This is a genomic window from Actinomyces haliotis (genome assembly GCF_015355765.1).
In the GTDB taxonomy this organism is placed as follows: domain Bacteria; phylum Actinomycetota; class Actinomycetes; order Actinomycetales; family Actinomycetaceae; genus Actinomyces; species Actinomyces haliotis.
In genome coordinates, this window is sequence record NZ_JACWNA010000020.1 from 51,094 (window position 1) to 73,834 (window position 22,741).

Annotated in this window: 21 protein-coding genes; 10 read left to right on the plus strand and 11 right to left on the minus strand. The window is 71.7% G+C overall.

The window, feature by feature from the left end; translation table 11 throughout:
- Positions 1 to 15 precede the first annotated feature (15 nt).
- From IXW69_RS09285 to IXW69_RS11750, 4 genes are all read right to left on the minus strand, one after another.
- A complete protein-coding gene (locus tag IXW69_RS09285) occupies positions 16 to 525 on the minus strand; it encodes a GNAT family N-acetyltransferase (RefSeq protein WP_194786084.1) in 510 nt (169 codons plus the stop codon).
- Between the two features lie 49 nt (positions 526 to 574).
- Positions 575 to 1,864 (minus strand): ATP-binding cassette domain-containing protein, encoded by a 1,290-nt coding sequence (locus IXW69_RS11740; protein ID WP_228525213.1) that lies wholly within the window; start codon positions 1,862 to 1,864, stop codon positions 575 to 577.
- Positions 1,865 to 1,867: 3 nt separating this feature from the next.
- Positions 1,868 to 2,086: a hypothetical protein gene (locus IXW69_RS11745; RefSeq protein ID WP_228525214.1), complete on the minus strand. Its 219-nt coding sequence runs from the start codon at positions 2,084 to 2,086 to the stop codon at positions 1,868 to 1,870.
- Positions 2,087 to 2,280: 194 nt separating this feature from the next.
- Entirely contained in the window at positions 2,281 to 2,982 is a 702-nt protein-coding gene (locus IXW69_RS11750; RefSeq protein WP_228525216.1) for an excinuclease ABC subunit UvrA, read from the minus strand.
- A gap of 185 nt (positions 2,983 to 3,167) precedes the next feature.
- Between IXW69_RS11750 and IXW69_RS09295 the strand changes: the two genes are divergently transcribed.
- The 3 genes from IXW69_RS09295 to IXW69_RS09305 all read left to right on the plus strand — a co-directional run bounded on the left by IXW69_RS09295 (position 3,168) and on the right by IXW69_RS09305 (position 5,337).
- The gene (locus tag IXW69_RS09295) at positions 3,168 to 3,950 is read left to right on the plus strand and encodes an acetoin reductase (RefSeq protein WP_194786064.1); all 783 of its coding nucleotides are present in this window, start codon (positions 3,168 to 3,170) and stop codon (positions 3,948 to 3,950) included.
- A 148-nt stretch (positions 3,951 to 4,098) separates the two neighbouring features.
- Complete coding sequence (locus tag IXW69_RS09300) at positions 4,099 to 4,914, plus strand: GNAT family N-acetyltransferase (protein ID WP_194786065.1); 816 nt, start codon at positions 4,099 to 4,101, stop codon at positions 4,912 to 4,914.
- A gap of 51 nt (positions 4,915 to 4,965) precedes the next feature.
- The gene (locus IXW69_RS09305) at positions 4,966 to 5,337 is read left to right on the plus strand and encodes a VOC family protein (RefSeq protein ID WP_194786066.1); all 372 of its coding nucleotides are present in this window, start codon (positions 4,966 to 4,968) and stop codon (positions 5,335 to 5,337) included.
- A gap of 458 nt (positions 5,338 to 5,795) precedes the next feature.
- Here IXW69_RS09305 and IXW69_RS09310 read toward each other — a convergent pair whose 3' ends face one another.
- Complete coding sequence (locus IXW69_RS09310) at positions 5,796 to 6,269, minus strand: hypothetical protein (protein WP_194786067.1); 474 nt, start codon at positions 6,267 to 6,269, stop codon at positions 5,796 to 5,798.
- A 246-nt stretch (positions 6,270 to 6,515) separates the two neighbouring features.
- On the opposite strand from IXW69_RS09310, the gene IXW69_RS09315 reads away from it, so the two are divergent.
- The 4 genes from IXW69_RS09315 (at position 6,516) to IXW69_RS09330 (ending at position 10,376) form a co-directional block, all read left to right on the plus strand.
- Positions 6,516 to 7,667 (plus strand): ABC transporter permease, encoded by a 1,152-nt coding sequence (locus IXW69_RS09315; RefSeq protein WP_194786068.1) that lies wholly within the window; start codon positions 6,516 to 6,518, stop codon positions 7,665 to 7,667.
- Complete coding sequence (locus IXW69_RS09320) at positions 7,664 to 8,530, plus strand: ABC transporter ATP-binding protein (protein WP_323745265.1); 867 nt, start codon at positions 7,664 to 7,666, stop codon at positions 8,528 to 8,530. Before IXW69_RS09315 ends, IXW69_RS09320 begins: the two co-directional genes overlap by 4 nt.
- Positions 8,531 to 8,583: 53 nt before the next feature.
- Entirely contained in the window at positions 8,584 to 9,219 is a 636-nt protein-coding gene (locus IXW69_RS09325; RefSeq protein ID WP_194786069.1) for an SGNH/GDSL hydrolase family protein, read from the plus strand.
- Positions 9,220 to 9,368: 149 nt separating this feature from the next.
- A complete protein-coding gene (locus tag IXW69_RS09330; protein ID WP_194786070.1) occupies positions 9,369 to 10,376 on the plus strand; it encodes a LacI family DNA-binding transcriptional regulator in 1,008 nt (335 codons plus the stop codon).
- Between the two features lie 143 nt (positions 10,377 to 10,519).
- Here IXW69_RS09330 and IXW69_RS09335 read toward each other — a convergent pair whose 3' ends face one another.
- The 4 genes from IXW69_RS09335 to IXW69_RS09350 all read right to left on the minus strand — a co-directional run bounded on the left by IXW69_RS09335 (position 10,520) and on the right by IXW69_RS09350 (position 15,921).
- The gene (locus tag IXW69_RS09335) at positions 10,520 to 12,544 is read right to left on the minus strand and encodes a sucrose-specific PTS transporter subunit IIBC (protein WP_194786086.1); all 2,025 of its coding nucleotides are present in this window, start codon (positions 12,542 to 12,544) and stop codon (positions 10,520 to 10,522) included.
- A 161-nt stretch (positions 12,545 to 12,705) separates the two neighbouring features.
- Positions 12,706 to 14,277 (minus strand): glycoside hydrolase family 32 protein, encoded by a 1,572-nt coding sequence (locus IXW69_RS09340; protein WP_194786071.1) that lies wholly within the window; start codon positions 14,275 to 14,277, stop codon positions 12,706 to 12,708.
- A 136-nt stretch (positions 14,278 to 14,413) separates the two neighbouring features.
- On the minus strand, positions 14,414 to 14,650 hold the full coding sequence (locus IXW69_RS09345; protein WP_194786072.1) for a hypothetical protein: 237 nt from the start codon (positions 14,648 to 14,650) through the stop codon (positions 14,414 to 14,416).
- Positions 14,647 to 15,921, minus strand: a complete 1,275-nt coding sequence (locus tag IXW69_RS09350; protein ID WP_194786073.1) for an inorganic phosphate transporter — start codon at positions 15,919 to 15,921, stop codon at positions 14,647 to 14,649. Before IXW69_RS09350 ends, IXW69_RS09345 begins: the two co-directional genes overlap by 4 nt.
- A 357-nt stretch (positions 15,922 to 16,278) precedes the next feature.
- Here IXW69_RS09350 and IXW69_RS09355 point away from each other — a divergent pair, with 357 nt between their 5' ends.
- Genes IXW69_RS09355 through IXW69_RS09365 form a run of 3 tightly spaced genes read left to right on the plus strand, consistent with a single transcriptional unit; the run spans position 16,279 to position 20,891 of the window.
- The gene (locus IXW69_RS09355) at positions 16,279 to 17,775 is read left to right on the plus strand and encodes a sugar porter family MFS transporter (protein WP_194786074.1); all 1,497 of its coding nucleotides are present in this window, start codon (positions 16,279 to 16,281) and stop codon (positions 17,773 to 17,775) included.
- Positions 17,776 to 17,818: 43 nt separating this feature from the next.
- A complete protein-coding gene (locus tag IXW69_RS09360; protein ID WP_194786075.1) occupies positions 17,819 to 19,276 on the plus strand; it encodes an MFS transporter in 1,458 nt (485 codons plus the stop codon).
- Positions 19,277 to 19,310: 34 nt separating this feature from the next.
- On the plus strand, positions 19,311 to 20,891 hold the full coding sequence (locus IXW69_RS09365; RefSeq protein WP_194786076.1) for an Hsp70 family protein: 1,581 nt from the start codon (positions 19,311 to 19,313) through the stop codon (positions 20,889 to 20,891).
- A 93-nt stretch (positions 20,892 to 20,984) separates the two neighbouring features.
- On the opposite strand, the gene IXW69_RS09370 is transcribed toward IXW69_RS09365, so the two are convergent.
- A complete protein-coding gene (locus IXW69_RS09370; RefSeq protein ID WP_194786077.1) occupies positions 20,985 to 21,941 on the minus strand; it encodes an aldo/keto reductase in 957 nt (318 codons plus the stop codon).
- A gap of 100 nt (positions 21,942 to 22,041) precedes the next feature.
- Positions 22,042 to 22,560: a MerR family transcriptional regulator gene (locus IXW69_RS09375; RefSeq protein WP_067943145.1), complete on the minus strand. Its 519-nt coding sequence runs from the start codon at positions 22,558 to 22,560 to the stop codon at positions 22,042 to 22,044.
- Positions 22,561 to 22,741 lie beyond the last annotated feature (181 nt).

The window sequence follows — 22,741 nt, forward strand, 5'->3', positions numbered from 1 at the left end:
ATCTCGGCGGGGGTGTTAGAGCCGGAGGCTCATGAGGGTGAGGTCGAGCAGCTCGCCGTGCTTCTCGCCGGCGGCCTCGATGGTACCGACGACGCCGAAGCCCACCCGCGCGTGCAGGTGCACCGACTGGGCGTTGCGCGCCTCGATCTGCGCGACCATCGTCCGGTCCCCGGCCGTGCGTGACGCCTCGACGAGCGCTGCGAGGAGCCGTCCGCCGAGACCGCGACCCTGCGCGGCGTCCTGGACGTAGACGGAGTCCTCGACGGTGCGGGCGTAGCCCTCGTAGGCGTGCCACGGAGAGGCGACGGCGAATCCGAGGATGGTCTCCTCGGGCATGGCGCTCGTGACGGCGACGAGAGCGGTGCCCCGCTCGACCTGCGGAGCCAGCCAGGCTCGCGCCTCGTCCTCGTCCTGCTCGGTGCTCGTCCAGATCGCGAGGGAGTCCCGGATGACGGCGTTGCGGATGTCGCGGATCGCGGGGGAGTCCTCGAGGGTGGCGGGACGGATGTCGAAGGCGTCGCTCATGCTCACGCCCTCACGCTAGCCGCGGTGGGCCAGGGTGCGACAGCCCAGCTCACTCCGCGACGTAGCGGGCCAGGTAGTCGCCCGTGACAGAAGGCGATCCCTCGCCAGCCCCAGAGCGCGCCTGCTCGACCAGCGCGGCCGGCGTACCTGTGAAGACGACGCGTCCGCCGTCGTGGCCGGCTCCCGGACCCATGTCGATGATCCAGTCGGCGTGGGCCATGACGGCGAGGTGGTGCTCGATGACGACGACGGTCCGTCCGGCCTCGACGAGGTGGTCGAGAAGGCTGAGCATGGCCTCGACGTCGGCGAGGTGGAGGCCGACGGTGGGTTCGTCGAGGACGATGACGTCGTCCTCCTCGCCGAGGTGCACCGCGAGCTTGAGGCGCTGGCGCTCGCCTTCCGAGAGCGTGGAGAGGGCCTGGCCGATGCGGACGTAGCCGAGGCCGACGTCGTGGAGCCGCTGGAGGATCCTCGTCGCGGCGGCGACCTTGGTCACCTTGGCAGTGAAGAGCTCGAGGGCGTCGTCGACGGGCATGTCGAGGACGTCGGCGATTGACGGGCCGGTGGCGCCGTCGTCGGCCGGGCCGTCGAGCCGGTACTGGAGGACGTCGTTGCTGTAGCGGCGCCCGCCGCAGGCCTCGCAGACCGTGGTGACGGTCTCCATGAAGCCGAGCTCGGTGTCGATGACCCCGGCGCCGTTGCACACGGGGCAGGCGCCCTCGGAGTTCGCGGAGAAGAGGGCGGGCTTGACGTTGTTGGCCTTGGCGAAGGCCTTGCGGATCGGGTCGAGGAGGCCGGTGTAGGTGGCGGGGTTGGAACGGCGCGAGCCCGTGATGGGGGACTGGTCGATGGTGGCGACGCCGTCCATGGGGGAGAGGCTGCCGTGGATGAGGCTGGACTTCCCGGAGCCCGCGACGCCGGTGACGACGGTGAGGACACCCCGGGGGACGTCGACGTCGACGTCGTCGAGGTTGTTGGTGGAGGCGCCGCGGATCTCGATGGTGCCGGTGGGGGTGCGGACGGTGTCCTTGAGCCGGGCGCGGTCGGCGAGGTGGCGGCCGGTGAGCGTGTCGGAGGCGCGCAGCCCGGCGACGTCTCCCTCGTAGGTGACCTGCCCGCCGTGGCTGCCGGCGCGGGGCCCGAGGCCGACGACGTGGTCCGCGATGGCGATGGTCTCGGGCTTGTGCTCGACGACGAGCACCGTGTTGCCCTTGTCGCGCAGGGACAGGAGAAGCTCGTTCATGCGCGCGAGGTCGTGCGGGTGCAGGCCGATCGAGGGCTCGTCGAAGACGTAGGTGACGTCGGCCAGGGCGCTGGCGAGGTGGCGGACGAGCTTCATGCGCTACGCCTGACCCCCGGAGAGCGTCGAGGCCGTGCGGTCCAGAGAGAGGTATCCCAGGCCGATGGTGCAGAAGCCGTCGAGGGTGGCGCGCAGGCGTGTGAGCAGCGGCGCGGCGGCGGCGATGCCGGGGACGGCGCGGGCGTCGTCGGGCGCGTCAGTGCGGCCGAGTGCCGCGGCCTCGAGGCGGTGCACCCACTGCGCGAGGTCGCTCACCTGCATCGCGCAGGCGTCGGCGATGGAGACGCCGGCGATGGTGGCGGTGCGGGCCAGCTCGGCGAGTCGGGTGCCGCCGCACTCGGGGCAGGGCTGGAAGACGACGGCGCGCTCGACGAAGGTGCGCGTCTGGGGTTGGAGGGCCTCGACGTCCCTGGAGAGGATCGACTTGCGGATCTTGGGGACGAGGCCCTCGTAGGTCAGTCGATCTTGACCTTCGTCGGCTCCTTGTAGAGGAAGTCGTCGAGCTGCTTGGGGGTGAAGGTGCTGATGGGCTCGTCACCGGGGAAGAAGGCGGACTCCATGAAGACGCGGACCCACCAGCCGTCGGGGGTGTAGCCGGGGACCTTGATGGCGCCGTCGCGCAGGGAGAGAGTCTCGTCGTAGAGCTCGGTGAGGTCGATGTCGGAGACCTGGCCGGTGCCGTCGCAGCGCGGGCACATCCCGCCCTGAACCGTGTAGTGCTTGCGCTCGGTGACGGTGCGGCCGTTCTTGACGGTCTTGAGGGCGCCGCCCCCGGAGACGGAGGGGACGTTGAAGGCGAGGGCCTGCGGGGAGCCGATCTGCGGGGTGGACAGGTGCGAGAAGAGGACCCGCAGAGCACCGTTGACGTCGCTGGCGGTGCCCAGGGTGGAGCGCGTATTGGCTCCGAGGCGCTCCTGGTCGACCAGGAGCGCCGGGGTGAGGCCCTCGAGGCGGTCGACGTCCGGGTGAGCCGTCGACGGCATGAAGCCCTGGATGAAGCTGGAGTAGGTCTCATTGGTGAGGCGGCGCTTGGGGATGGTGACATCGACGCCGCGCAGGTTGTTCTCGCGCGCGCCGACGACGGTGATGACGTCGTGCGCGTCGGGTGCGGCGGGCGTGGGAGAGAGGTCCGGGTCGGCGGGGCTCGTGGTGGTCACCGCGTGATCATGCCTGACTCGCCTGTCTGCACGGCGTCGGCTCGGCCTCGGCGAGAACGAGCCAGGAACGAGCAGAACGCGATGGGGACGTGCTCGATCCGTTGCCGGCGCTGCTACCGTGGTGCGTGGCCCCGATCAAGGCGGAGGCGACGCCTCCCGTTGGGGCAACCACGAAGGAGTGGGACATGTCAGAGCAGAAGGTCGCATTCGTCACCGGAGCAGCCCAGGGCATCGGACGAGGGATCGCGCTCAAGCTCGCGGGCGACGGCTTCGACGTCGCCATCGCGGACCTCGACTTCCAGAAGGAGAAGGGCGAGGGCGTCGTCAAGGAGATCGAGGCGCTCGGCCGCAAGAGCGTCTTCGTGACGATCGACGTCTCCGACAAGGCGGCCTTTGACGGCGCGGTCGACGAGGCCGCTGAGGCACTCGGTGGGCTCAACGTCCTGGTCAACAACGCGGGCATCGCGCAGATCAAGCCGCTCGTCGACGTCACGAGCGAGGAGCTCGACAAGATCTTCTCCATCAACGTGAAGTCGGCCGTGTTCGGCATCCAGGCCGCCGTCCGCAAGTTCGACGAGCAGGGCATCAAGGGCAAGATCATCAACGCCGCCTCGATCGCCGCCATCCAGGGCTTCCCGATCCTCGGCGCGTACTCCGCCTCGAAGTTCGCGGTCCGCGGCATCACCCAGGTGGCGGCGCAGGAGCTCGCCCCGAAGGGGCACACCGTCAACGCCTACGCGCCTGGCATCGTCGGCACGAGCATGTGGGACCAGATCGACCGCGAGCTCCACGAGATCAACGGCAAGCCGCTCGGCCAGAACCTCCAGGAGAACATCGACACTATCGCGCTCGGGCGCGTCGAGACGCCCGACGACGTGGCCGGCGTCGTCTCCTTCCTCGCGAGCCCCAACTCGGACTACGTGACCGGGCAGGTCATCCTCGTCGACGGCGGGATGCTCTACAACTGACGCGGTCGTCGCGCCGCCGGCACCCGCTCGCCCGGATGTCGCGGCACCGACCCGTTCGCCCACGGTGCGCCCCGCGGCACCCACCGCGGGGCGCACAGGCGACCGCGGAGGGGACGAAGCCGACGCGCGAGCGCGGGATACTGCGCCGGTGACGGCACGGACCCGCGACGACCTCCTCGCCCTGTACGACGAGCGGCTGCGCGGCGACGCCGAGCTCTGGGACGCCCCGGAGCTCACCCGGATCGGGGCCCTCTGGGCCGGAACCTTCCCGAAGCGACGCCGCGGTTTCCGCAGCCATCAGCCCCTCGAGCCCGGAGCTGACGTCGACGTGATCGTCGGCGCTGCCGTCGCCCACTTCCAGGCCGATCGCCGCGTCGACCGCTTCGAGTGGAAGACTCGGGGCCACGACGCCCTGCCCGGGCTCGCCCGCGCGCTTGACGAGCACGGTCTGCGGGCCGGGGAGCGCGAGACGGTCATGGCGGGCGAGGCTAGGGCGGCGATCGACGCCGACCGTGGGCTGCCACCGGGCTACATGGTCGAGCGAGCCCGCGATGAGGCGACCGTCCGGGAGGGTGAGGCGCTCGCCGGGCGGGTCTTCGAGGACTCTCCGGGGGAGCCGGGGCGGATGGCGGACGAGCTCGTGGAGTCGATGCGGCCGGATCCTGAGCGCGTGACCATGTGGCTGGTTCGCGGTCCCGGTGGTGAGGCCGTGTGCTCGGGTCGCCTCGAGCTCGTCCCGGGTAGCGGATTCGCTGGACTGTGGGGCGGTGCTTGCGATCCGGCGCACCGGGGGAGAGGCCTCTACCGCGCCGTCACCGCGGCCCGGGCGCGATGGGCGATCGAGCACGGAGCCTCGCTCCTCCAGTCGGACTGCACGGAGTACTCCCGACCGATCCTCGAGCGTGCGGGACTCCTGGCCATCACGACCACGACGCCGTTCCTGTGGCGGCGCGCTGCCGATTGAACGCGTCGTGGACCCTTGATGGAGGACCTCGGTGCCCGCAACATTCGTTGCATGGCTATCACGAGCATCCAGACGCTCACCGTCTTCGTCTCCGACCAGGACCGCGCACGCGACTTCTACGTCGACGTCCTCGGCATGGAGGTCAAGCTCGACCAGACGATGGGGGACTACCGCTGGCTCGAGGTCGGCACCCAGCAGGGCCCGAGCCTCACGCTCCACAAGCCCTTCCCGCGTGCCGCCGCGGGCGGCTCCACGGGCATCATCGTCACCTGCGAGGACATCGACGCCGAGTGCGAGCGGCTCAAGGCGGCAGGCGTCGACGTCTCGGGGCCGAAGGACGAGGTCTGGGGCCGCGAGGCGGTCCCGCGCGACCCCGACGGCAACCTCTTCGTCCTGCACACGCAGGAGACCTACGGGCTCTGAGTTCGCGCGACGGCTTGGCCCGAGCTCGTACGTCTTATGTCAGAACACGACGTGCCGGAGCTCTTCTGACTGGCTCTGCTGAGCCCGAGGAGGGGTGAGGGCCGTCCGCGTCCGGGATCCGACAGTGACGCGCGCCTGGCGACGAGGGCAGGGACGGCCGAGCGCCTGATCGGGCGCCAAGGGCTCTGCCCACCGGGCGAGTGTCCTGGCCGCCGCGGTACGTGCTGACCACGAGAGCGCGTCACAGATGGAACCTCGGTGCGACACTGAGAGTGATCGGCCTGCTGCTGTCACTGAGATTCAGCGAGGAGGTCCCTGACGCGCCCTGGTGGACAGAGGGACTCGGAGACCCTCCGCCGATAATGTACATTATGTCAAACTCGCTACGTGGTCCGCTCTTCCACCACGGGCTGCGCCGGAGTCCGGCCGTCTGGACTCGATCTGATGGGATCTCGTCGTCAGCGCTGCTCGTGCTGGATGCGGGTCGTCGTCGCACCCGCACCCACGAAGCTCATCTGCTCCTGGAACGACTGAGTCGCGCGGCGTGCAGCCACCGTGGCCCAGAGCACGGACCCGCCCGTCACCATCGTGAACGCGCCGAGCGGCCAGCACACGACCGCCGCGATGCCGCTCGTCAGGGCGATCATCGCCAGACCGATGAGCATGACCGCGATCCCCGTCGCGATGCCGACGCGCCACACGCTGCCCAGGATCCTGCTGCGCGGCGCCCCGGCTGACGCACCGCCGATCGTGAAGGAACGGACGACGAAGGCCGGCTGTCCCTCGGGTCCGGCGGCGCCGCCGGCGGAGCGGGCAGCATCGGGTCCGGTCAGCGGGTTCCCGTTCTCGTCGATGTACTCGACCGCGCTCCTGGAACGGCTCGTGGGCCGCCGCTGGGTGGTGCTCTGCGAGGTGCTCTGCTCCGTGGACATGCTCTGACCCTAGGAAGCCGACCTGCGCCGCTCCCCCGTGTTCCCTGTGAGGACTCTGAGCCTCTGGACTGGGCAGGCGACCCCCCGTCGGTCGCCGTCGCCGACTCACGTGCTGCGTCCTTCTCCGCGCCACGCGTGCGAGGCGCCCGCACTGCCCGTGGTCACGGGATCGCGCTCTGGGATAGGCTCCCTGACCTGGAGGTACGCACCCGAGTCCGACCACCCCGCCCCCCCCGAGGAGCCCGCTTGTTCCTGGCCCTGCGCGAGATTCGGCATGAGCCCGCGAGGTTCGCGCTCATCGTCGCGGTCATCGCCCTCGTCGCCTACGTCACATTCTTCCTCGCCGCGCTCGCCGTCGGCCTCGCGCACTCCTACCGGGCCGCCATCGACTCCTGGAACGCTGACGCCGTCGTCCTCACCGGCGCCTCCAACGAGAACGTCGCCGCGTCGCGCCTCAGCGACGAGCAGGTCCGGCAGGCCGAGGAGGACGTCTCCGCCGCCGGCGAGGCGGACGTCGCACCTCTTATCGCTCAGGCCGCCGTCGCCGAGCTCACCGACGCCGACGGCGCGGCCCGGCGGGCACCGGACGCCGGCTCCGAGGACGACCAGCTCAAGTCCGACGTCTACGCCTTCGGCATCGACCTGGACGGAGCCCTCGCCGCTGACGTCACCCAAGGTCGCGCCATCACCGACCCAGCTACGGAGGTCCTCCTCGACGACTCGCTGCTCGAGGACGGCTGGGCGCTCGGTGACCACCTTCAGCTCGCAGGCACCGACCACGTCTGGACGGTCGTCGGTCTCACCCACGACGACACCTTCCAGGCCGCCGGCGTCGTCACCGTCGACGCCGACGCACTCAAGGAGGCTGCCGGGCAGGCACTCGCCCCCAGCATCAACGCCCTCGTCATCACGGGCGCCTCCTGGGGTGACACCGCCCCCACCTCGCTCACGAGCAGTCTGTCCGACGACGGTCTCAACCTGCTCACCCCGGAGGCCTTCATCAAGACCCTCTCCGGCTACTCGGCGCAGGTCCTCACCTTCAGCCTCATGATCGGTGCCCTCGTAGTGATCGCGGCACTCGTCCTGGGGATCTTCCTCTACGTCCTCACCCTGCAGAAGCGCCCAGTCCTCGGGATCCTCAAGGCCCGCGGCGTCCCGACCCGCTACCTCGTCGCCTCGGGCGGTGCCCAGACCACGATCCTCGCAGGTACCGGAGTCCTCGCCGGCCTCGTCCTCACGCTCCTCACCGGGCTGGTGCTGCCCGACGCCGTCCCCTTCCGCCTCTCCCCGGTGCTGGACGCCGGGATCACGGTCGCCTTCATCCTTGTGGCCGTCCTCGGCGGCCTCATCTCCGTGCGCGTCGTCGCACGCATCGACCCCGTGGAGGCGATCGCGTGACCACCCCGTCCCAGCACTCCCCCGAGCCGGCCGAGCCGCGTCCCCGCGGCCGCCACGTCGCTGAGCCCGCACCCGGCGCCCGCATGAATGCGCCGGCGATGGACCGGCCCGGTGCCACCCCGGACACCGCCGCCGAGATCGCTGCGTCCGACGCCGCGTCGCGCTCCGACGCTCGCTCCGCCGGCGCGAGCGAGCCCGTCATGGTCCTCGACGACGTCTCCAAGGAATACGAGCAGGGTGGCGAGACCGTCCACGCCCTCGCACCCACGGATCTCACCCTGCACTCCGGCGAGCTCGTCGGCGTCCTCGGCCCCTCGGGCTCCGGCAAGTCCACGCTCCTCACCATCATGGGCGGACTGCGCACCCCGAGCACCGGTACGGTCCGCGTCGGCGACGAGGCGTTCTCCGAGCTGCCTGAGAAGCGCCGCGCCCGGATCCGGCACCAGCGACTCGGATTCGTCCTCCAGGCCGCCGGGCTCGTGCCCTTCCTGCGGCTCGCCGACCAGTTCGAGCTGCACGACAAGGTTGCCCGCCGCCGCGGCGACCCCGACCGCCGTGACCACCTCGTCGCCGAGCTCGGGATCACCGAGCGCCTGCGCGCCTACCCCGAGGAGATGTCGGGCGGTGAGCGCCAGCGCGCCGCCATCGCGGTCGCCCTCTACCACGACCCGGCCATCGTCCTCGCCGACGAGCCGACCGCCGCCCTCGACTCCCGCCGCGCTCAGGACGTTGCCCGGCTGCTGGCGCAGCAGACCCACGAGCTGGGCAAGGCCACCGTCATGGTCACCCACGACGAGCGCCTCCTGCCCGTGTGCGACCGCGTCCTCGCCATGGAGGACGGGCGCCTGCGCGAGGTGGGCTGACCGCCCGGGCCATCGCCGCGCACCCGTTCCCGGGCGCGACTAGGGTCGCTGGCATGCCGACCGTGCCGCGTTCCGCGCCCTTCCCGACCGCCGTCTTCCTCGGTGACTCGGTGACCACCGGCTGGCAGGCGGTGAACCACCCTCGCAACCGCTGGACCTCCCTCGTCTGCGAGCACCTGCGGTGGCGCGAGGTCAATCTCGCCGCGGACGGCATGGGTTACTTCGCCCGGCGCGGCGGTCACCTCCCCGGCGGCTCCCGCTCGCCGAGCGCCCGTGACACCACGTGGCTCGAGACCGTCCTGCGCGCCGAGCCCGACGTCGTCACCGTGGCCCTCGGGCTCAACGACGCCGGCTTCCTCCCCTCGCAGCTCGAGCTCGTCGAGCAGGCCGTCGATCACGACCTCGCCTTCCTCGCCTCCCGGTTGCGCGGTACGACGGTCGTCGTCGCCCCCTACTTCCCGGCGCTCGGCGTCGGTCCGCGCTTCGGCGTCGTCCGCCGCCTCGTCCACGAGACGGCCACGCGAGAGGGCCTCGTGTCGACGGACGCGATGAGCACCGCCATCGACGGCGACGAGGACAAGCTCGCGGTCGACGGAATCCATCCCAACGACGCCGGGCACGCCGCCATCGCCCGCTCGATGATCAGTGTCTACGAGGAGCTCGTCCCGAGGCTCTGCCGTCCGGCCTGACCACGAGGCCGAGCCGCCGACGGCGCCGCACGTCCCCGTCGGGCAAGCTACGGTCACGGTCCGCAGGCGCCTCCCACCGCCGGACCGCCTCGGCGCACGCCAGGGCATAGGGTTGGGCGTCCCTGATCGTCAGACACCCAGGAGTTCATGTGACGTCCCGCCGAGAGCCCACGCTGGCCGACGTCGCCGCGGAGGCGGGGGTCTCCCTCACCACCGTCTCGCGCGTCCTCAACAACCGCGGCTACCTCTCCCAGGCCACGAAGGACCGGGTCGCGGCCGCCATCGAGAAGCTCAGCTATCGGCCCAACCAGGTGGCGCGCGCGCTCCACGGCAAGTCCACCCACACGATCGGCGTCATCGTCCCGACCGTCGCGCTGCCCTTCTTCGGCGAGCTCGCCGCCGACCTCGAGGACGCCCTCGCGGAGCACGGCTACCGCATCCTCATCTGCAACTCCATGGGCCGCGCCGAGCGTGAGCGCGAGTACCTCGACCTCCTCGTCTCCCACCGCGTCGACGGCATCATCTCCGGCGCGCACAACGAGAACCTGTCCGAGTACGGCACCGTCCGGATGCCGCTGGTGACCATCGACCGCGACCTCGCCCCGACCGTCCCCAACGTCCGGTGCGACAACGAGGACGGCGGCCGTCAGGCGACGACGCACCTGCTGGAGCGCGGCGTGCGCCGACCGGCGCTCCTCACCTCCCGGTCCGGATCGCACAACCGCCGTGAGGCCGGCTACCGCGCGGTCCTCGAGGAGGCCGGCATCGAGCCGATCGTCCTCACGGTCGACTTCCACACCCCCGACGCCGAGCGCGGTGGCCTCATTGCCCAGCGCCTCGGCTCCGTCGCCGACGTCATCGACGGCGTCTTCGCCACGGACGACCTCTCCGCGGCCGCCGCCATCGAGTGGGCGCACGAGCGCGGCCGCCGGGTCCCTGAGGACCTGCACGTCGTCGGCTTCGACGGCACCTTCGCCGTGCGGCGCGCGATGCCGGGCCTGAGCACCTTCCAGCAGCCCATCGAGGAGATCGCGCGCACCGCCGTTCGGACCCTCATGGAGCAGGTGCGCGCCGCCGGCCCGGGCGGGGCGGAGCGCGACGTCGCCGTCGCGCCCATCGAGCTGCCCGGGCGACTGCTCGTCGGCCGCACGTCCTGAACGGGCCAGCGGCGCGGAGCGCGCTTCGACCGCTTCCCTGCTGCGCGGCGCCCACCCGCACCGTTTCCTGCCCCCCCCGAGCACGACGAAGGCCCTGTCCGGGCGATCCCGGGACAGGGCCTCCGTCGTACTGACGGTGCGCGTCAGGCGGTCGGCTGGACCGCCTCGGCGGCGCTCACCTCGAACAGGGCGTCCCCGCGGCTCACGGCACCGGTGGCCGCGCCGGTGACACCGGCGAAGGACGAGGCGTTCGAGACGACGACCGGGGTCACCGTCTGGTAGCCGGCCTCGCCGACTGCGGCCCAGTCGACCTCGACGAGGGGCTGGCCGCGGCGGACCTTCTGACCGGCTGTGACGAGCGGCGTGAAGTGCTTGCCGTCGAGCTCGACGGTGTCCATGCCGACGTGGATGAGGAGCTCGACGCCGGAGGCCGAGCGCAGGCCGTAGGCGTGGCCCGTCGGGAAGGCGACGAGGACCTCGCCGTCGACCGGGGAGACAACGGGGCCTTCGGAGGGCACGACGGCGGCGCCGGGACCGAGCATCCCGGAGGCGAAGGTCGGGTCCGCGACCTCGGACAGCGGGATGGCGCGGCCCTGGATCGGGGAGGTGACGGCGAGGTCGGTGGCGGCCTCGGCCGGGATCTCGACCGGGGCGGTCTCGCTGTGCTCGGCGAGCGCCTCGGCCGCGAGGGCCTCCTCGTCGGCGTCGTCTGCGTCCGCTGCCAAGGAGGCTGCCCCTCTGGTGGAGGCGTAGAAGAACGCCGCGGTGAAGGCGATGATGAAGACGAGGACCTCGAGGATGAGGTACGCCGGGATGTCCTTCGTGATGATCGAGACGAATCCGACGAAGCCGGCGGCGCCGAGCGCGGAGCCGCGGATGTCGAGGAGCGCGACTCCGGCCCCGCCGAGGGCGGCCGTGCCCATGCCGATGAAGAAGGGCCAGCGCAGGCGGAGGTTGACACCGAAGATCGCGGGCTCGGTGATCCCGAAGACGGCGGAGACGCCACCGGCGCCGGCCAGGCCCTTCATCTTGGCGTCACGGGTCTTGAAGAAGACGGCGAGGGCGACGGCGCCCTGAGCGACGTTGGCCATGGAGGCGATCGGGAAGATGAAGTCGCCGACGCCGCCGTTCTGCGGAAGCAGCGGGATCTCGACCGCCGGGAAGGACTGGTGCAGACCGGTGACGACGATCGGCGAGTAGACGAGGCCGAAGAGCAGACCGCCGACGACGCCGAGGTGGACGTACAGCCAGTTCAGTGCGGTCGTGATGTCGTTGGAGAGGACGCGCGTGATGGGGCCGACGATCACGAAGGTGAGGAAGCCGGTGACGAGCATCGTGATCAGGGGCGTGAGGAGGAAGTCCGCGGTGCCGGAGAGGCGCTTGTGGAGCCACTTCTCGATGGTGGCGAGGATCCAGGCGACGCACAGCACCGGGATGACCATGGCCTGGTAGCCGATCTTGTCGACCGTGATGCCGAAGAGGTGCCACGTGGGGTTCTCGCCGGTGTACTTCCAGAAGGCGGCCGCAGCCGTCGGGTTTGACATCGAGTAGGCGCTCAGCAGCGAGCTGGAGACCATGGCGGCGCCCATGGCGCCGCCGAGGTAGACGTTGCCGCCGAAGCGCTTCGTCGCGGAGAAGCCGACCAGGATGGGCAGGAAGGCGAAGGCCGCCGCGGAGATGAGGTTGATGAGGCTCGCGTAGTCGCTGAGCCAGCTCCACCGCTCGACGAGCGACGGACTGCCGACGCCCCCGAAGAGGCCCTCCGCCGTGAGGACGTTGTTGAGCGCCATCATGAGACCGCCGGCGATGAGGGCCGGGAGGATCGGGACGAAGATGTCCGCGATCACCTTGATGAAGCGGGTGACCGGGTTTCCGCTCTTGGCGGCCTCCTGCTTGGCCTCGTCCTTGGAGACCTCCTTGACGCCACCGGTCTTGACCATGTCGTCGAAGACGATGTCGACGTCGCCAGGACCGACGATGATCTGGTACATGCCGCCGGCGATGAAGGTCCCCTTGATGTCGGGATCCTTGTCGAGAGCCTTCTGGTTGACCTTGTCCATGTCGTTGAGGACGAGGCGCAGGCGCGTCGCGCAGTGCGCGGCGGCGCTGATGTTCTCCGAGCCCCCGACGTAGTCGAGGACGTCCTTCGCCACTCGGGCGTGATCCATTGCCACCCGGTGTTCCTTTCTCCGTGTCCGGCCAGTCTGCGTTGAGCTCGGGACCCTCGCGCTGGGCGGGGTCGGGGGTCAGCGGTGACGCCCGTGGTCCGGACCTATGTCAATCGATCGTCAGGTTACCGGTCGCGAGAACTTCGCCGCAAGCGATCGTCTCACCCCGTCGGCTTCTCGTCGTGGACGACGGCGCGGGCGGACGTCACGCGCGTCGTGCCGTCGGCGGAGAGGAGCGCCCCGGTGGTTCGCGTGTCGACGAATGAGCGCACGGTGAGGGCGACGTCCCCGTCGCCGACGACGACCTCGGTGATCGAGCGGTCATGCAGGACCTCGATCCGAGGCGCCGTGCCCTCCGGGAGGCTGACGCGGCGGCGTGCACCGTGCCCGGTGTACCGCGAGGTCGATCGGTCCACGACGAGGGCCGGCTCCTCCCCCAGCTCCAGGACGACGTCGACGTGGCACGTCTCCGAGCCGATCCTGAGGGTGAGCCGCGACCGGGCTGCAGGCGTGCCGGCCGACCCGCCAACCGGTGCGGCGAGCTCGAGCACCAGGTGCCACGAGCGGTGCCCCTCGAGCTCGGGCACGGGCGTGGGCTCGGTCGCGAGCGCGTGTCCGGGCAGTGCCAGGCGCGCGTCGTCGGGGACGGCGACGGCTAGGCGCTGGATGAGCCGCCCGCAGCGCAGGGAGAGGACGCGTGGGGCGGTCATGGCGTGGACCCAGCCACCCGTGCCGATCGAGGGCTGGCCGTCCTCCCCCGCGTTGCCCGCCCAGGCCATGAGGAGGGGCGGTCCGGGCTCCGAGGGGCGTCGCGCGAAGACCTGCGGCGCGTAGAACTCGGTCCCGCGGTCGATCTCACGGACGGTGCCGTCGCACCCGCGCAGCTCGGTCCCGACGAGGTGCCCGACGGCGTAGCAGGCCGGGAAGACGTTCTCGAAGCCCTCGCCGGCCGGCTCCATGCCCTGGGGGCAGAGGAGGAGGACGTCGTAGTCCTCGCCGTCGGCCTCGTCCGTGAGCCGGATGATGCTCGGGCACTCCCACATGTAGCCGAGCGCGTCCAAGGCGCCGTCGGCGTCCGGGAACGACATCTCGCCCTCCGGCACCCAGGTGAGGAGGTCGGTCGAGCGCAGGAGGACGCCGGCTCCCGTGAGGTCCTCGCGCTGGGAACCCACCAGCATGCGGTACTCCCCCGGGTGCTCCGGGTCGCGCCAGACCTGGGGGTCGCGGAAGTGAGGCGTGTAGCCGGGCAGGTGGTCCGGGACGAGCGGGTTGCCCGGCCACTTCTCGAAGCGGACCAGGTCCGGACTCGTGACGAGGCACTGGCTCGGGGTGCGGTTGTCGGTGGACGGGTCCTTGAGGTTCCCGGTGTAGAAGAGCTGATACGGCGCGCCGGCCGGAGCGCTGCTGAGCTCGTCGTCCTCGAGGGCGAGCGCCGTGCCGGAGTACGCGCCGGAGAGGTCGTAGGACGACTCGGGGATGATGGCGGGCGCGTGCTGCGTCCACCGGAGCAGGTCGGTGCTGGTGGCGTGGCCCCAGTAGACGAGCTTGCGGTGCGGGTGAAGCGGGCTGAGCTGGTAGAAGGCGTGGTAGGTGCCGCCGTCGACGAGGAGCCCGTTGGGATCGTTGAGCCTGCCCACCGGGGGCGCCAGGTGGACGAGCGGGTAGTCGGGGTCCGTCCGCGCCGTCGACGCCGCGATGGTCTCGGTCGCCAGTGCCGTGAGGTCCTCGCTCATGCCGCGGAGGCTAACAGGCCCGGGTGTGCGGCTCCTCGCCGGGTGCTGCCGCGCCGACGACGTCATGGGACCGGTACCGCCGGCCGCCTCGACGAGACGGGGACGACGGGGCCGGGAGCCGCGATGACGATCGGGCTCAGTGGAAGTACGGGATGATGAGCCAGAGACCGAAGAGGACGATCGCTCCGGCGAGGATGAGGAAGAAGCCTGCGGCCACCTCGGCCGCGTGGAGGCCGGCGACCTCACCGCTCTGGCGCTTGACGTGCACGTCGTCGAGCATGCGGGCCGCGGCGGCCGTGATGGCCAGGACGAAGCTCGTCGCGATGACGGTGACGACGGTGACGAGACCGAGGGAGGCCCAGTCGATGCTCACTTGAGGTTCTCCTTCGTCTCGGACGCGCTGTTGAGGAGGGATCCGGCGACCCCGGTGTGGGAGGGCCGACCGGTCGGGCCCACGCCGACGAGCTCCTGACGGACCTGCTCACGGGTGCGAGGCGCGCGGCCGAGCCCCGGGGCGTTCTGCTTGGCGACGACGACCTGGTCAGCGTCGTTGACGTTGGAGAAGTCGACCTTGTTGTGGTTGGCCTGACGGACGATGAGGAGAGCGCCGATGACGAGGAGCACGATGACGACGAGCAGGCCGAGCGTGCCGCCCTTGACGGCGATGAGGGAGGTGAGCGCGCCGACCACGCCCGCGCAGGGCAGGGTGATGAGCCAGGCGACCGCCATCTTGCCGAAGGTGCCCCAGGAGACCTTCGTGCCGCGACCGATGCCGGTGCCGAGCACGGAGCCCGTGCAGATGTGGGTCGTCGAGAGGGCGAAGCCGAGGTGCGAGGACGCCAGGATCGCGACCGTCGACGCCGTCTCCGCGGCGAAGCCCTGGGGCGAGTCGACGTGGACGAGTCCCCTGCCCATCGTGCGCATGATGCGCCAGCCGCCGGAGTAGGTACCCAGGCCGATGGCGAGGCCGGCAGCGAGGATGACCCAGGCGTGCGGCGAGGTGCCACTGGCCTGGTAACCCGAGGCGACGAGCACCAGCGTGATGACGCCCATCGTCTTCTGGCCGTCCGAGGTCCCGTGAGCCAGCGCGACCATGGAGGCGGAGATGCGTTGCCCGTTGCGGAAGATCTTCTCTGAGTAGGGGTCGGTGGGGTTGGCGATCCGGTAGGCGAACCAGGTCGCGAGCGCCGACGCCGCGCCGGCGACCAGCGGCGCCACGAGCGCCGGGAGGATCACCTTGGACATGACCGTTCCCCAGTGGACGCCCTGGACGCCCGCCGAGACCATGACGGCGCCGATGAGGCCGCCGAACAGCGCGTGGGAGGACGACGAGGGCAGGCCGAACAGCCAGGTGGCGAGGTTCCACAGGATGGCGCCGGCCAGGCCTGCGAAGACCATGGCCGGTGCCTCCTTGATGAGGCTGTCGTCGAAGAGGCCGCCGGAGATCGTCTTGGCGACCTCGGTGGACAGCGTCGCGCCGACGACGTTGAGCACCGCGGCCACGAGCACGGCTCGACGCGGGGTGAAGGCGCCGGTCGCGACCGAGGTGGCCATGGCGTTCGCCGAGTCGTGGAAGCCGTTGGTGAAGTCGAAGACGATGGCGGTCACCACGACGACGATCACGATGAAGAGGGTTGCTGACATGCGCTTTCCGGTTGGTTCCGACAGCTGCCGGGCCCTGGTGGCCCGCGCGTCGCGCGCGCTCGGCCGGGGCGGCCGGACCGCCGGTGAGCGGCCCTCGATCATTGTTACCGGCGTGATACGGGCGAGGACAGCGAGATGCCACGAGTTCACCAACTGTTCACTGAGGCGGAGCGTGGGACTCGTCACCCGAGCGGCTCGAGCAGGGCCAAGGTCTCAGGTGATGGCGTGGTGTGGCGGACACCACCTGACACGATCTAGCCCTGCGCCGTATGGAAAAAAACGGCCCGTCTAGGGTCTGTGTGTCACCGCGCGGTGGGTCGCCGCCCGCCCGCACCCCGTCTCGTCGAGGAACCCCCCATGTCAGTTCAGAGCACCGCGCAGGCATCCCAGGTCGCCACGACGACGGTCCCGCGTCCCGCCCCAGGGCCCGCCCCCCGTCGCCGTCCCGTGCGCCTCGTCGCACTCATCGCGACCCTCGGGTCACTTCTCTTCGGCTACGACACCGGCGTCATCTCCGGGGCGCTTCCCTTCATGTCACTGCCCACCGGGCAGGGCGGCCTCGGCCTCAGTCCTGCCGCCGAGGGCGTCGTCACGGGGGCACTGCCGCTGGGGGCGGCCGTCGGCGCGCTCCTCGGAGGGGCGCTCGCCGACGCCGTCGGACGGCGGCGCGGGCTCCTCGTCCTCGCGTCCGTGTTCCTCGTCGGGGCGCTCGGTGCCGCGCTCGCGCCCGCCTACGGCGTCATGGTCCTGTTCCGCGTCGTCCTCGGCGTCGCCGTCGGCGGCGCCTCCACGACCGTGCCCGTCTACCTCGCCGAGATCTCCCCCGCGGCCAAGCGCGGCTCCGTCGTCGCCGTCGACCAGGTCATGATCGTCTCCGGCCAGCTCGCCGCCTACGCCATCAACGCGGGCATCGCCGCCGCCTACGACGACCCGAGCGCCTGGCGCTGGATGCTCTCGGTCGCCACCCTGCCCGCCGTGGCGCTCTGGGTGGGCATGCGCGTCATGCCCGAGTCGCCGCGGTGGTACGTCGCCCACGGCCGGGAGGACGAGGCCCGCACGGTCCTCGCCCAGCTCGCCGACGAGGCCCACCCCGAGGACCCTGAGGAGAGCATCGCCGCCATGCGGCGCTCACTCGCGTCCGAGGAGGCCAGCGGTCGGGCCGGGCTCGCCGACCTCGCCACCCCGTGGATCCTGCGCATCGTCGCCGTCGGCATGGGCCTGTCCGTCATCCAGCAGATCACCGGCGTCAACGCGATCATGTACTTCGCGCCGACGATCCTCGCCTCGACCGGGCTGGGCACGAACGCCGCGCTCGCCGCCACCATCGCCAACGGGGTCGTCTCGGTCGTCGCCGCGCTCCTCGGTCTCTGGCTTGTCCGGGTCCTCCCGCGCAAGCGGCTCCTCGCGGTCGGCCAGGGACTCATCGTCGTGACGCTCGTCGGCATCGGTGCCATCTCGCTCGCCACCGACGGCACCGGAGCCACCTGGCCGGTGCTCATCCTCATGCTCGTCTTCCTCGTCGGGCAGCAGGGCGCCGTCTCCCCCGTCACGTGGGTCATGCTCTCGGAGATCTTCCCGCTCCGGGTGCGCGGTATCGGCGTGGGCGTCTCGGTGCTCGTCCAGTGGGTCGCGAACGCGATCATCTCCTCGACCTTCCCGGTCCTCCTCGCCCGGGCGGGCCTGGGGCCCGTCTTCCTCGTCTTCGCCGCGCTCAACGTCATCGCCCTTCTTCTTGCGCAACGCCTCCTGCCCGAGACGTCGCGCATGACGCTCGAGGACATCGAGCGTCACTGGGCGCCCGTGGGCTCCTCCGCGAGCTCGCCGTCCCGCGAGTCGACTCGCGCGCAGTCCTGAGGCCCGCTGCCCCTGCGCAGCGCGGTACGGGCATCATGGACGGGTGAGGAAGCCCCGACGACGACGCCCTGATCCCGGCGCCCCGCGCACCGACGACGCCGGGCCGGTCCTGCGGGCCCTCGGCGCCAGCGTCTACGCCCCGACCGCCATCTTCGCGATCGGCCAGGGCGCCATCCAGCCCGTCCTCGTCCTGGCCGCCATCAAGGTCGGGATGAGCCGCTCCGGTGCCGCCTCCGTCATGGGCCTGCTCGGGCTCGTCGGCGTCGTCTCCGCTCCCCTGGCCGGGACGGTCGTCGCCCGCGCCGGTGGTCGGCGCTCCATGGTCCTCGGAACCGTCCTCGCGGTGGGCGCGGTGAACGGGATCGTCGCCGCCATGTCCGTCCCCTCCGCCGTGGCGGTGGGAGCCTTCGTCGCCGCCGTCGTGCTCCAGGCGGTGGCGGGCAACCTCTGGGCGCTGGCCCGCCAGGGATACGTCGCCGACGCCGTGCCCGTCTGGGCCCGCGCACGCGCCCTGTCCTTCCTCGGCGGGATGATGCGCCTCGGCGTGCTCGTCGGACCCGCCATCGGCTCGGCGGTCATCGTCGCCGTCGGTCTGCGCGGCCCCTTCGTCCTTCAGGCCGTCATGGCGCTGGCCGCACTCTGGCTCGTCCTGGCCAAGGCCCTGCCGACGGCGAGCCTCCACGAGGCCCGCGCGCGCGCCGAGGCCGAGCGCCTCTCCCCGCGCCGCGGCTCGGGCGGCGCGTCCGGCGTCGGCACGGACGGAGCCGTTCCCGGCGGTCACGCGGCCGACCCGGCCGGCGCCACGGGCGCCCCGACGACCGCCGCCCCCGCCCCGGCGACGCGCACCACGCCCGAGCGCACCCGCACGGCGGTCGACTACCGCGCCACCGCCGTCGTCGCCCTGGCCATGACGTGCCTGCAGCTCCTGCGCACCAACCGCAACGTCCTCGTCCCCCTCTGGGGAGCCCACCTGGGCATGTCGGAGGCCCTCATCTCGGTCACCTTCGCCGCCGGCGCGCTCCTCGACGTGGCCATGTTCCTGCCCTCGGGGCGGTGGATGGACCGCTACGGGCGCCTCGCCGGGATCGTGCCCTCCCTCCTCGTCATGGGCGCCTCGATCGTCGTCACCGTCGTGTGGACGGCCCCGGTCGGCTTCGTCATCGGCACGTGCCTCATGGGCTTCGGCAACGGCTTCGGCTCCGGCATCGTCATGACGATGGGATCGGACCTCGCACCCGTCCCCGGACGCGAGCGCTTCCTCGGGTGGTGGCAGGGCATCGGGAACGTCGGCGCCGCCGCCGGCCCCTTCATCGTCTCCGCCCTCACCGCCACGGTCGGCCTCACCGCGGGCATGTGGGCCACAGCCGGGCTCGGGCTCGTCGCCGGGACATGGGCCTGGATCGCCATGCCGCGGGCCTACGCCCACGCCGGGATCGACATGCGCGGGCGGCCCTTGCCGTGGCCGGGCCAGCGCCGTGCCCGACGCCTCACCGCGGACTGACAGGAGCCTCCGCCGCCGACGATAAGGTCAGGGCATGGCAGCCAAGCGCACGCGCGCCACCCAGCAGTCCCCCGCACGCCCTACCACCCTGGACCTCGGCATCGACCTCGGCACCACCCGCACCGTCGTCGCCCGAGCGGACCGCGGCAACTACCCGGTCGTCGGCTTCACCGACCCCGACGGCGACGAGTACGGCTACCTCCCCTCCCTCACCGCTCTCACCGAGGACGGGCTCGTCCACGGATTCGAGGCCCGCGACGCGGCCCGTGCCGGGGAGCCGCTCCTGCGCAGCCTCAAGCGGCGTCTCTCCGACCCCGCCCTCACCGCCGAGACCCCAGTCGAGCTCGGCGGCCGCACCTTCACCGTGCGCGAGCTCCTCGTGTCCTACCTCGAGCACCTGCGCGACCAGCTCCTCGCCTCCCCCGCCCTCGACGGCCTCGACCCGGCCGCTGAGGACACGCACGTCGCCGTCGCCGTCCCCGCCCACGCCTACGGCGCCCAGCGCCTCCTCACGATCGACGCCTTCCGCGCCGCCGGCTTCAACGTGACCGCCGTCCTCAACGAGCCCAGCGCCGCCGGCTTCGAGTACACCCACCGCAAGGGCTCCACCGTCTCCTCCAAGCGCACCCGCGTCCTCGTCTACGACCTCGGCGGCGGCACCTTCGACACGTCCCTCGTCGACGTCGAGGGCACCGAGCACGAGGTCCTCGCCTCCCACGGAGTCTCCGACCTGGGCGGCGACGACATCGACCTCCTCCTCGCCCAGATGGTCCTGCACCGCGCCGGCCTCGCCGAGGAGGAGCTCAGCCACGCAGAGCTCGACGACCTCCTCGACCGCTGCCGCGACGCCAAGGAGGCGCTGGCGCCCCAGACCCGCCGCATCGTCGTCGACGTCCGCGACACCGACGTCGTCCTCCAGGCGTCTGAGCTCTACGAGGCCGCTCTCCCCCTCGTCGAGCGCACGGTCGACGTCATGGGGCCGCTCACCGGGCGCCTCGACGACGGCGAGCCGGACCTCACGGACGTCGCCGGCGTCTACCTGGTCGGCGGAGCCTCCTCCTTCCCGCTCGTCCCGCGGCTCCTGCGTGAGCGCTTCGGCCGCCGCGTCCACCGCTCCGCCCTGCCCGGCGCCTCGACCGCCATCGGCCTGGCCGTGGCGGCGGACCGCGCCTCGGGCTTCGCCCTCACGGACCGGCTCTCGCGAGGCTTCGGCGTCTTCCGCGAGGCCGAGGACGGCGCCCGCACGTCCTTCGACGCCCTGCTCACCCAGGACACCATCCAGACGAGCGCCGACGGCACCGCGGGCACGGTCATCACACGTCGCTACCCGGCGCGTCACAACCTCGGCGTCTTCCGCTTCGTCGAGTGCGCCGGCGTCGACGCCGACGGTGAGCCCCGCGGCGAGCTCGCGCCCTACGCGGAGATCCGCTTCCCCTTCGACCGCGCCCTGCGTGACACGGAGGGCCTCGCGGCCGTCGCCGTCACGCGCACGGCCCAGGGCCCCCTCGTCGAGGAGCGCTACGAGATCGATGACGCCGGCATCATCCGCGTCACCCTGACCGACCTCGGCGACGGCTACGCGCGCACCTACGCGCTCGGCGAGCGAACCGCCTGACCCGCGACGTGTCCGCAGCGTCGCCACCGCGGCGCGCACAGTGAGAGGGGCCCGGCCGCAGTGGTCGGGCCCCTCTGGCTGTCCGGCAGGCGCTCAGTCCTGCACGGCGGCGGCCTCGTCGGAGGCCGCGGCGAGTTGCTCGGTCTCCTCGGGGCTGAGCTCGAGGCTGAGGGCCGCGAGGATGGGGCTCAGCTGCTCGACGTTCCGGGCGGAGGCGAGTGGGGCGACGACGCCCGGGCGGTCCCGCAGCCACGCGAGCGCCACGGCGGCGGGCTGGACGTCGTGCGCCTGAGCGACCTCGCGCAGCACCTCGACGGCGGCGAAGCACGGCGCGTTGAGGTACGCGCTCACCATCCCCGCGCGCTCGGAGGTCACGGCCTCCCCCTCGTGGTACTTCCCGGTGAGGAAGCCGGCGGCGAGGGAGAAGTACGGGACAAGGCCCATTCCGGCGCGCTCGGCGACCTCGCCGCGGTTGCCCGGGCCCTCGACGTCACCGCGGTGGAGGAGGTTGTAGTGCGGCTGGAGCGCGACGGGCGGCTCGTAGCCGTGGGAGTCCGCGATCTCGAGCCACTCGGCGAGGCGCTCCGGGGTGTAGTTGGAGACGGCGACGTAGCGGGTGAGTCCCTCCGAGCGAAGCTCCTCGAAGGCCGCGACGGTCTCTTCCAGCGGAGTCTCCGGGTCGTCGAAGTGGGCGTAGTAGAGGTCTACGTGGTCCGTGTGGAGCCGCTGGAGCGACTCGCGCAGGGCCGTGCGCACGTTGTCGGGGGCGAGTCCCTTGCGGTCGGGCTTCGTGGCGACCTTGGTGGCGATGACGACGTCCTCGCGCCGACCGCGGGCGTCGAGCCACGAGCCGATGACGGACTCGGACTCACCGCCGACGTGCCCGTCCGCCCAGGCGGAGTAGCCGTCCGCCGTGTCGACGAAGTTGCCGCCGCCGGCGAGGTAGGCGTCGAGGACCTCGTGCGAGGTGCCCTCGTCAGAGGTCCAGCCGAAGGTGTTGCCGCCGAGGCCGATCCGGCTGACGTCGAGGTCCGAGCTGCCGAGCTTCATGGTGCGCCTTTCGTCGAGGTGGCAGGTCCTCCGACCATAGGACGAGGCCGGGCGCCCGTGAAGGGCGTCCGGCCTCAATGTCGCTGCGGGGGTGTTGGGCTCAGCCGGCCTGGCGCTTGGCAGCGCGGCGCTTGGCGAGCTCGTCCTCGACGACCGGCGGCTCCTCTGCGGTCTCCGTGGGCAGGGCCGCGAGGGAGCCCTCGACCTCGTGCCAGACGCGCCCGACGGCGATGCCGAAGACGCCCTGGCCGCCCTGGACGAGGTCGACGACCTCGTCGGCGCTCGTGCACTCGTAGACGGAGGCGCCGTCGCTCATGAGGGTGATGGCCGTGAGGTCCTCAACGCCGCGCTCGTGGAGGGCGTTGACGGCGATGCGGATCTGCTGGAGCGAGACGCCGGTGTCCAGGAGGCGCTTGACGATCTTGAGCAGCAGGATGTCGCGGAAGGCGTAGAGGCGCTGGGAGCCGGAGCCCTTGGCGCCGCGGATCGACGGCTCGACGAGGCCGGTGCGGGCCCAGTAGTCGAGCTGGCGGTAGGTGATGCCGGCGGCCCGGCAGGCGACGGGGCCGCGGTAGCCGGTGTTGACGTCGAGCTCGGGGAGCGGGTCGCCGAAGAGCATTCCCTGGGTGCGCTGGGGTGCTGCGGGGGCACTCGCTTCGTTCGCGCTCACTGGTGGCTCCTGTCGGTTCGGGGACGTGCGCTGGGACGCACGGTCGGGCCGGTCCTCCCGGCCGGGCACCACGATAGGTGGCGTTCGGGCGGTCCTCAATGAAGGGCGCGCCGGGGCGGGGCGTGGTGAA

Bases quoted from the DNA above. Each gene is read 5' to 3' on its own strand.
- IXW69_RS09325 (WP_194786069.1), top strand. From the start codon at position 8,584: ATGCCGACCGTGCCGCGTTCCGCGCCCTTCCCGACCGCCGTCTTCCTC.
- IXW69_RS09340 (WP_194786071.1), bottom strand. From the start codon at position 14,277: ATGAGCGAGGACCTCACGGCACTGGCGACCGAGACCATCGCGGCGTCG.
- IXW69_RS09285 (WP_194786084.1), bottom strand. From the start codon at position 525: ATGAGCGACGCCTTCGACATCCGTCCCGCCACCCTCGAGGACTCCCCC.
- IXW69_RS09365 (WP_194786076.1), top strand. From the start codon at position 19,311: ATGGCAGCCAAGCGCACGCGCGCCACCCAGCAGTCCCCCGCACGCCCT.
- IXW69_RS09350 (WP_194786073.1), bottom strand. From the start codon at position 15,921: ATGTCAGCAACCCTCTTCATCGTGATCGTCGTCGTGGTGACCGCCATC.
- IXW69_RS09370 (WP_194786077.1), bottom strand. From the start codon at position 21,941: ATGAAGCTCGGCAGCTCGGACCTCGACGTCAGCCGGATCGGCCTCGGC.
- IXW69_RS09310 (WP_194786067.1), bottom strand. From the start codon at position 6,269: ATGTCCACGGAGCAGAGCACCTCGCAGAGCACCACCCAGCGGCGGCCC.
- IXW69_RS09335 (WP_194786086.1), bottom strand. From the start codon at position 12,544: ATGGATCACGCCCGAGTGGCGAAGGACGTCCTCGACTACGTCGGGGGC.
- IXW69_RS09375 (WP_067943145.1), bottom strand. From the start codon at position 22,560: ATGCTCTTCGGCGACCCGCTCCCCGAGCTCGACGTCAACACCGGCTAC.
- IXW69_RS09305 (WP_194786066.1), top strand. From the start codon at position 4,966: ATGGCTATCACGAGCATCCAGACGCTCACCGTCTTCGTCTCCGACCAG.
- IXW69_RS09295 (WP_194786064.1), top strand. From the start codon at position 3,168: ATGTCAGAGCAGAAGGTCGCATTCGTCACCGGAGCAGCCCAGGGCATC.
- IXW69_RS11745 (WP_228525214.1), bottom strand. From the start codon at position 2,086: ATGCAGGTGAGCGACCTCGCGCAGTGGGTGCACCGCCTCGAGGCCGCG.
- IXW69_RS09355 (WP_194786074.1), top strand. From the start codon at position 16,279: ATGTCAGTTCAGAGCACCGCGCAGGCATCCCAGGTCGCCACGACGACG.
- IXW69_RS11740 (WP_228525213.1), bottom strand. From the start codon at position 1,864: ATGAAGCTCGTCCGCCACCTCGCCAGCGCCCTGGCCGACGTCACCTAC.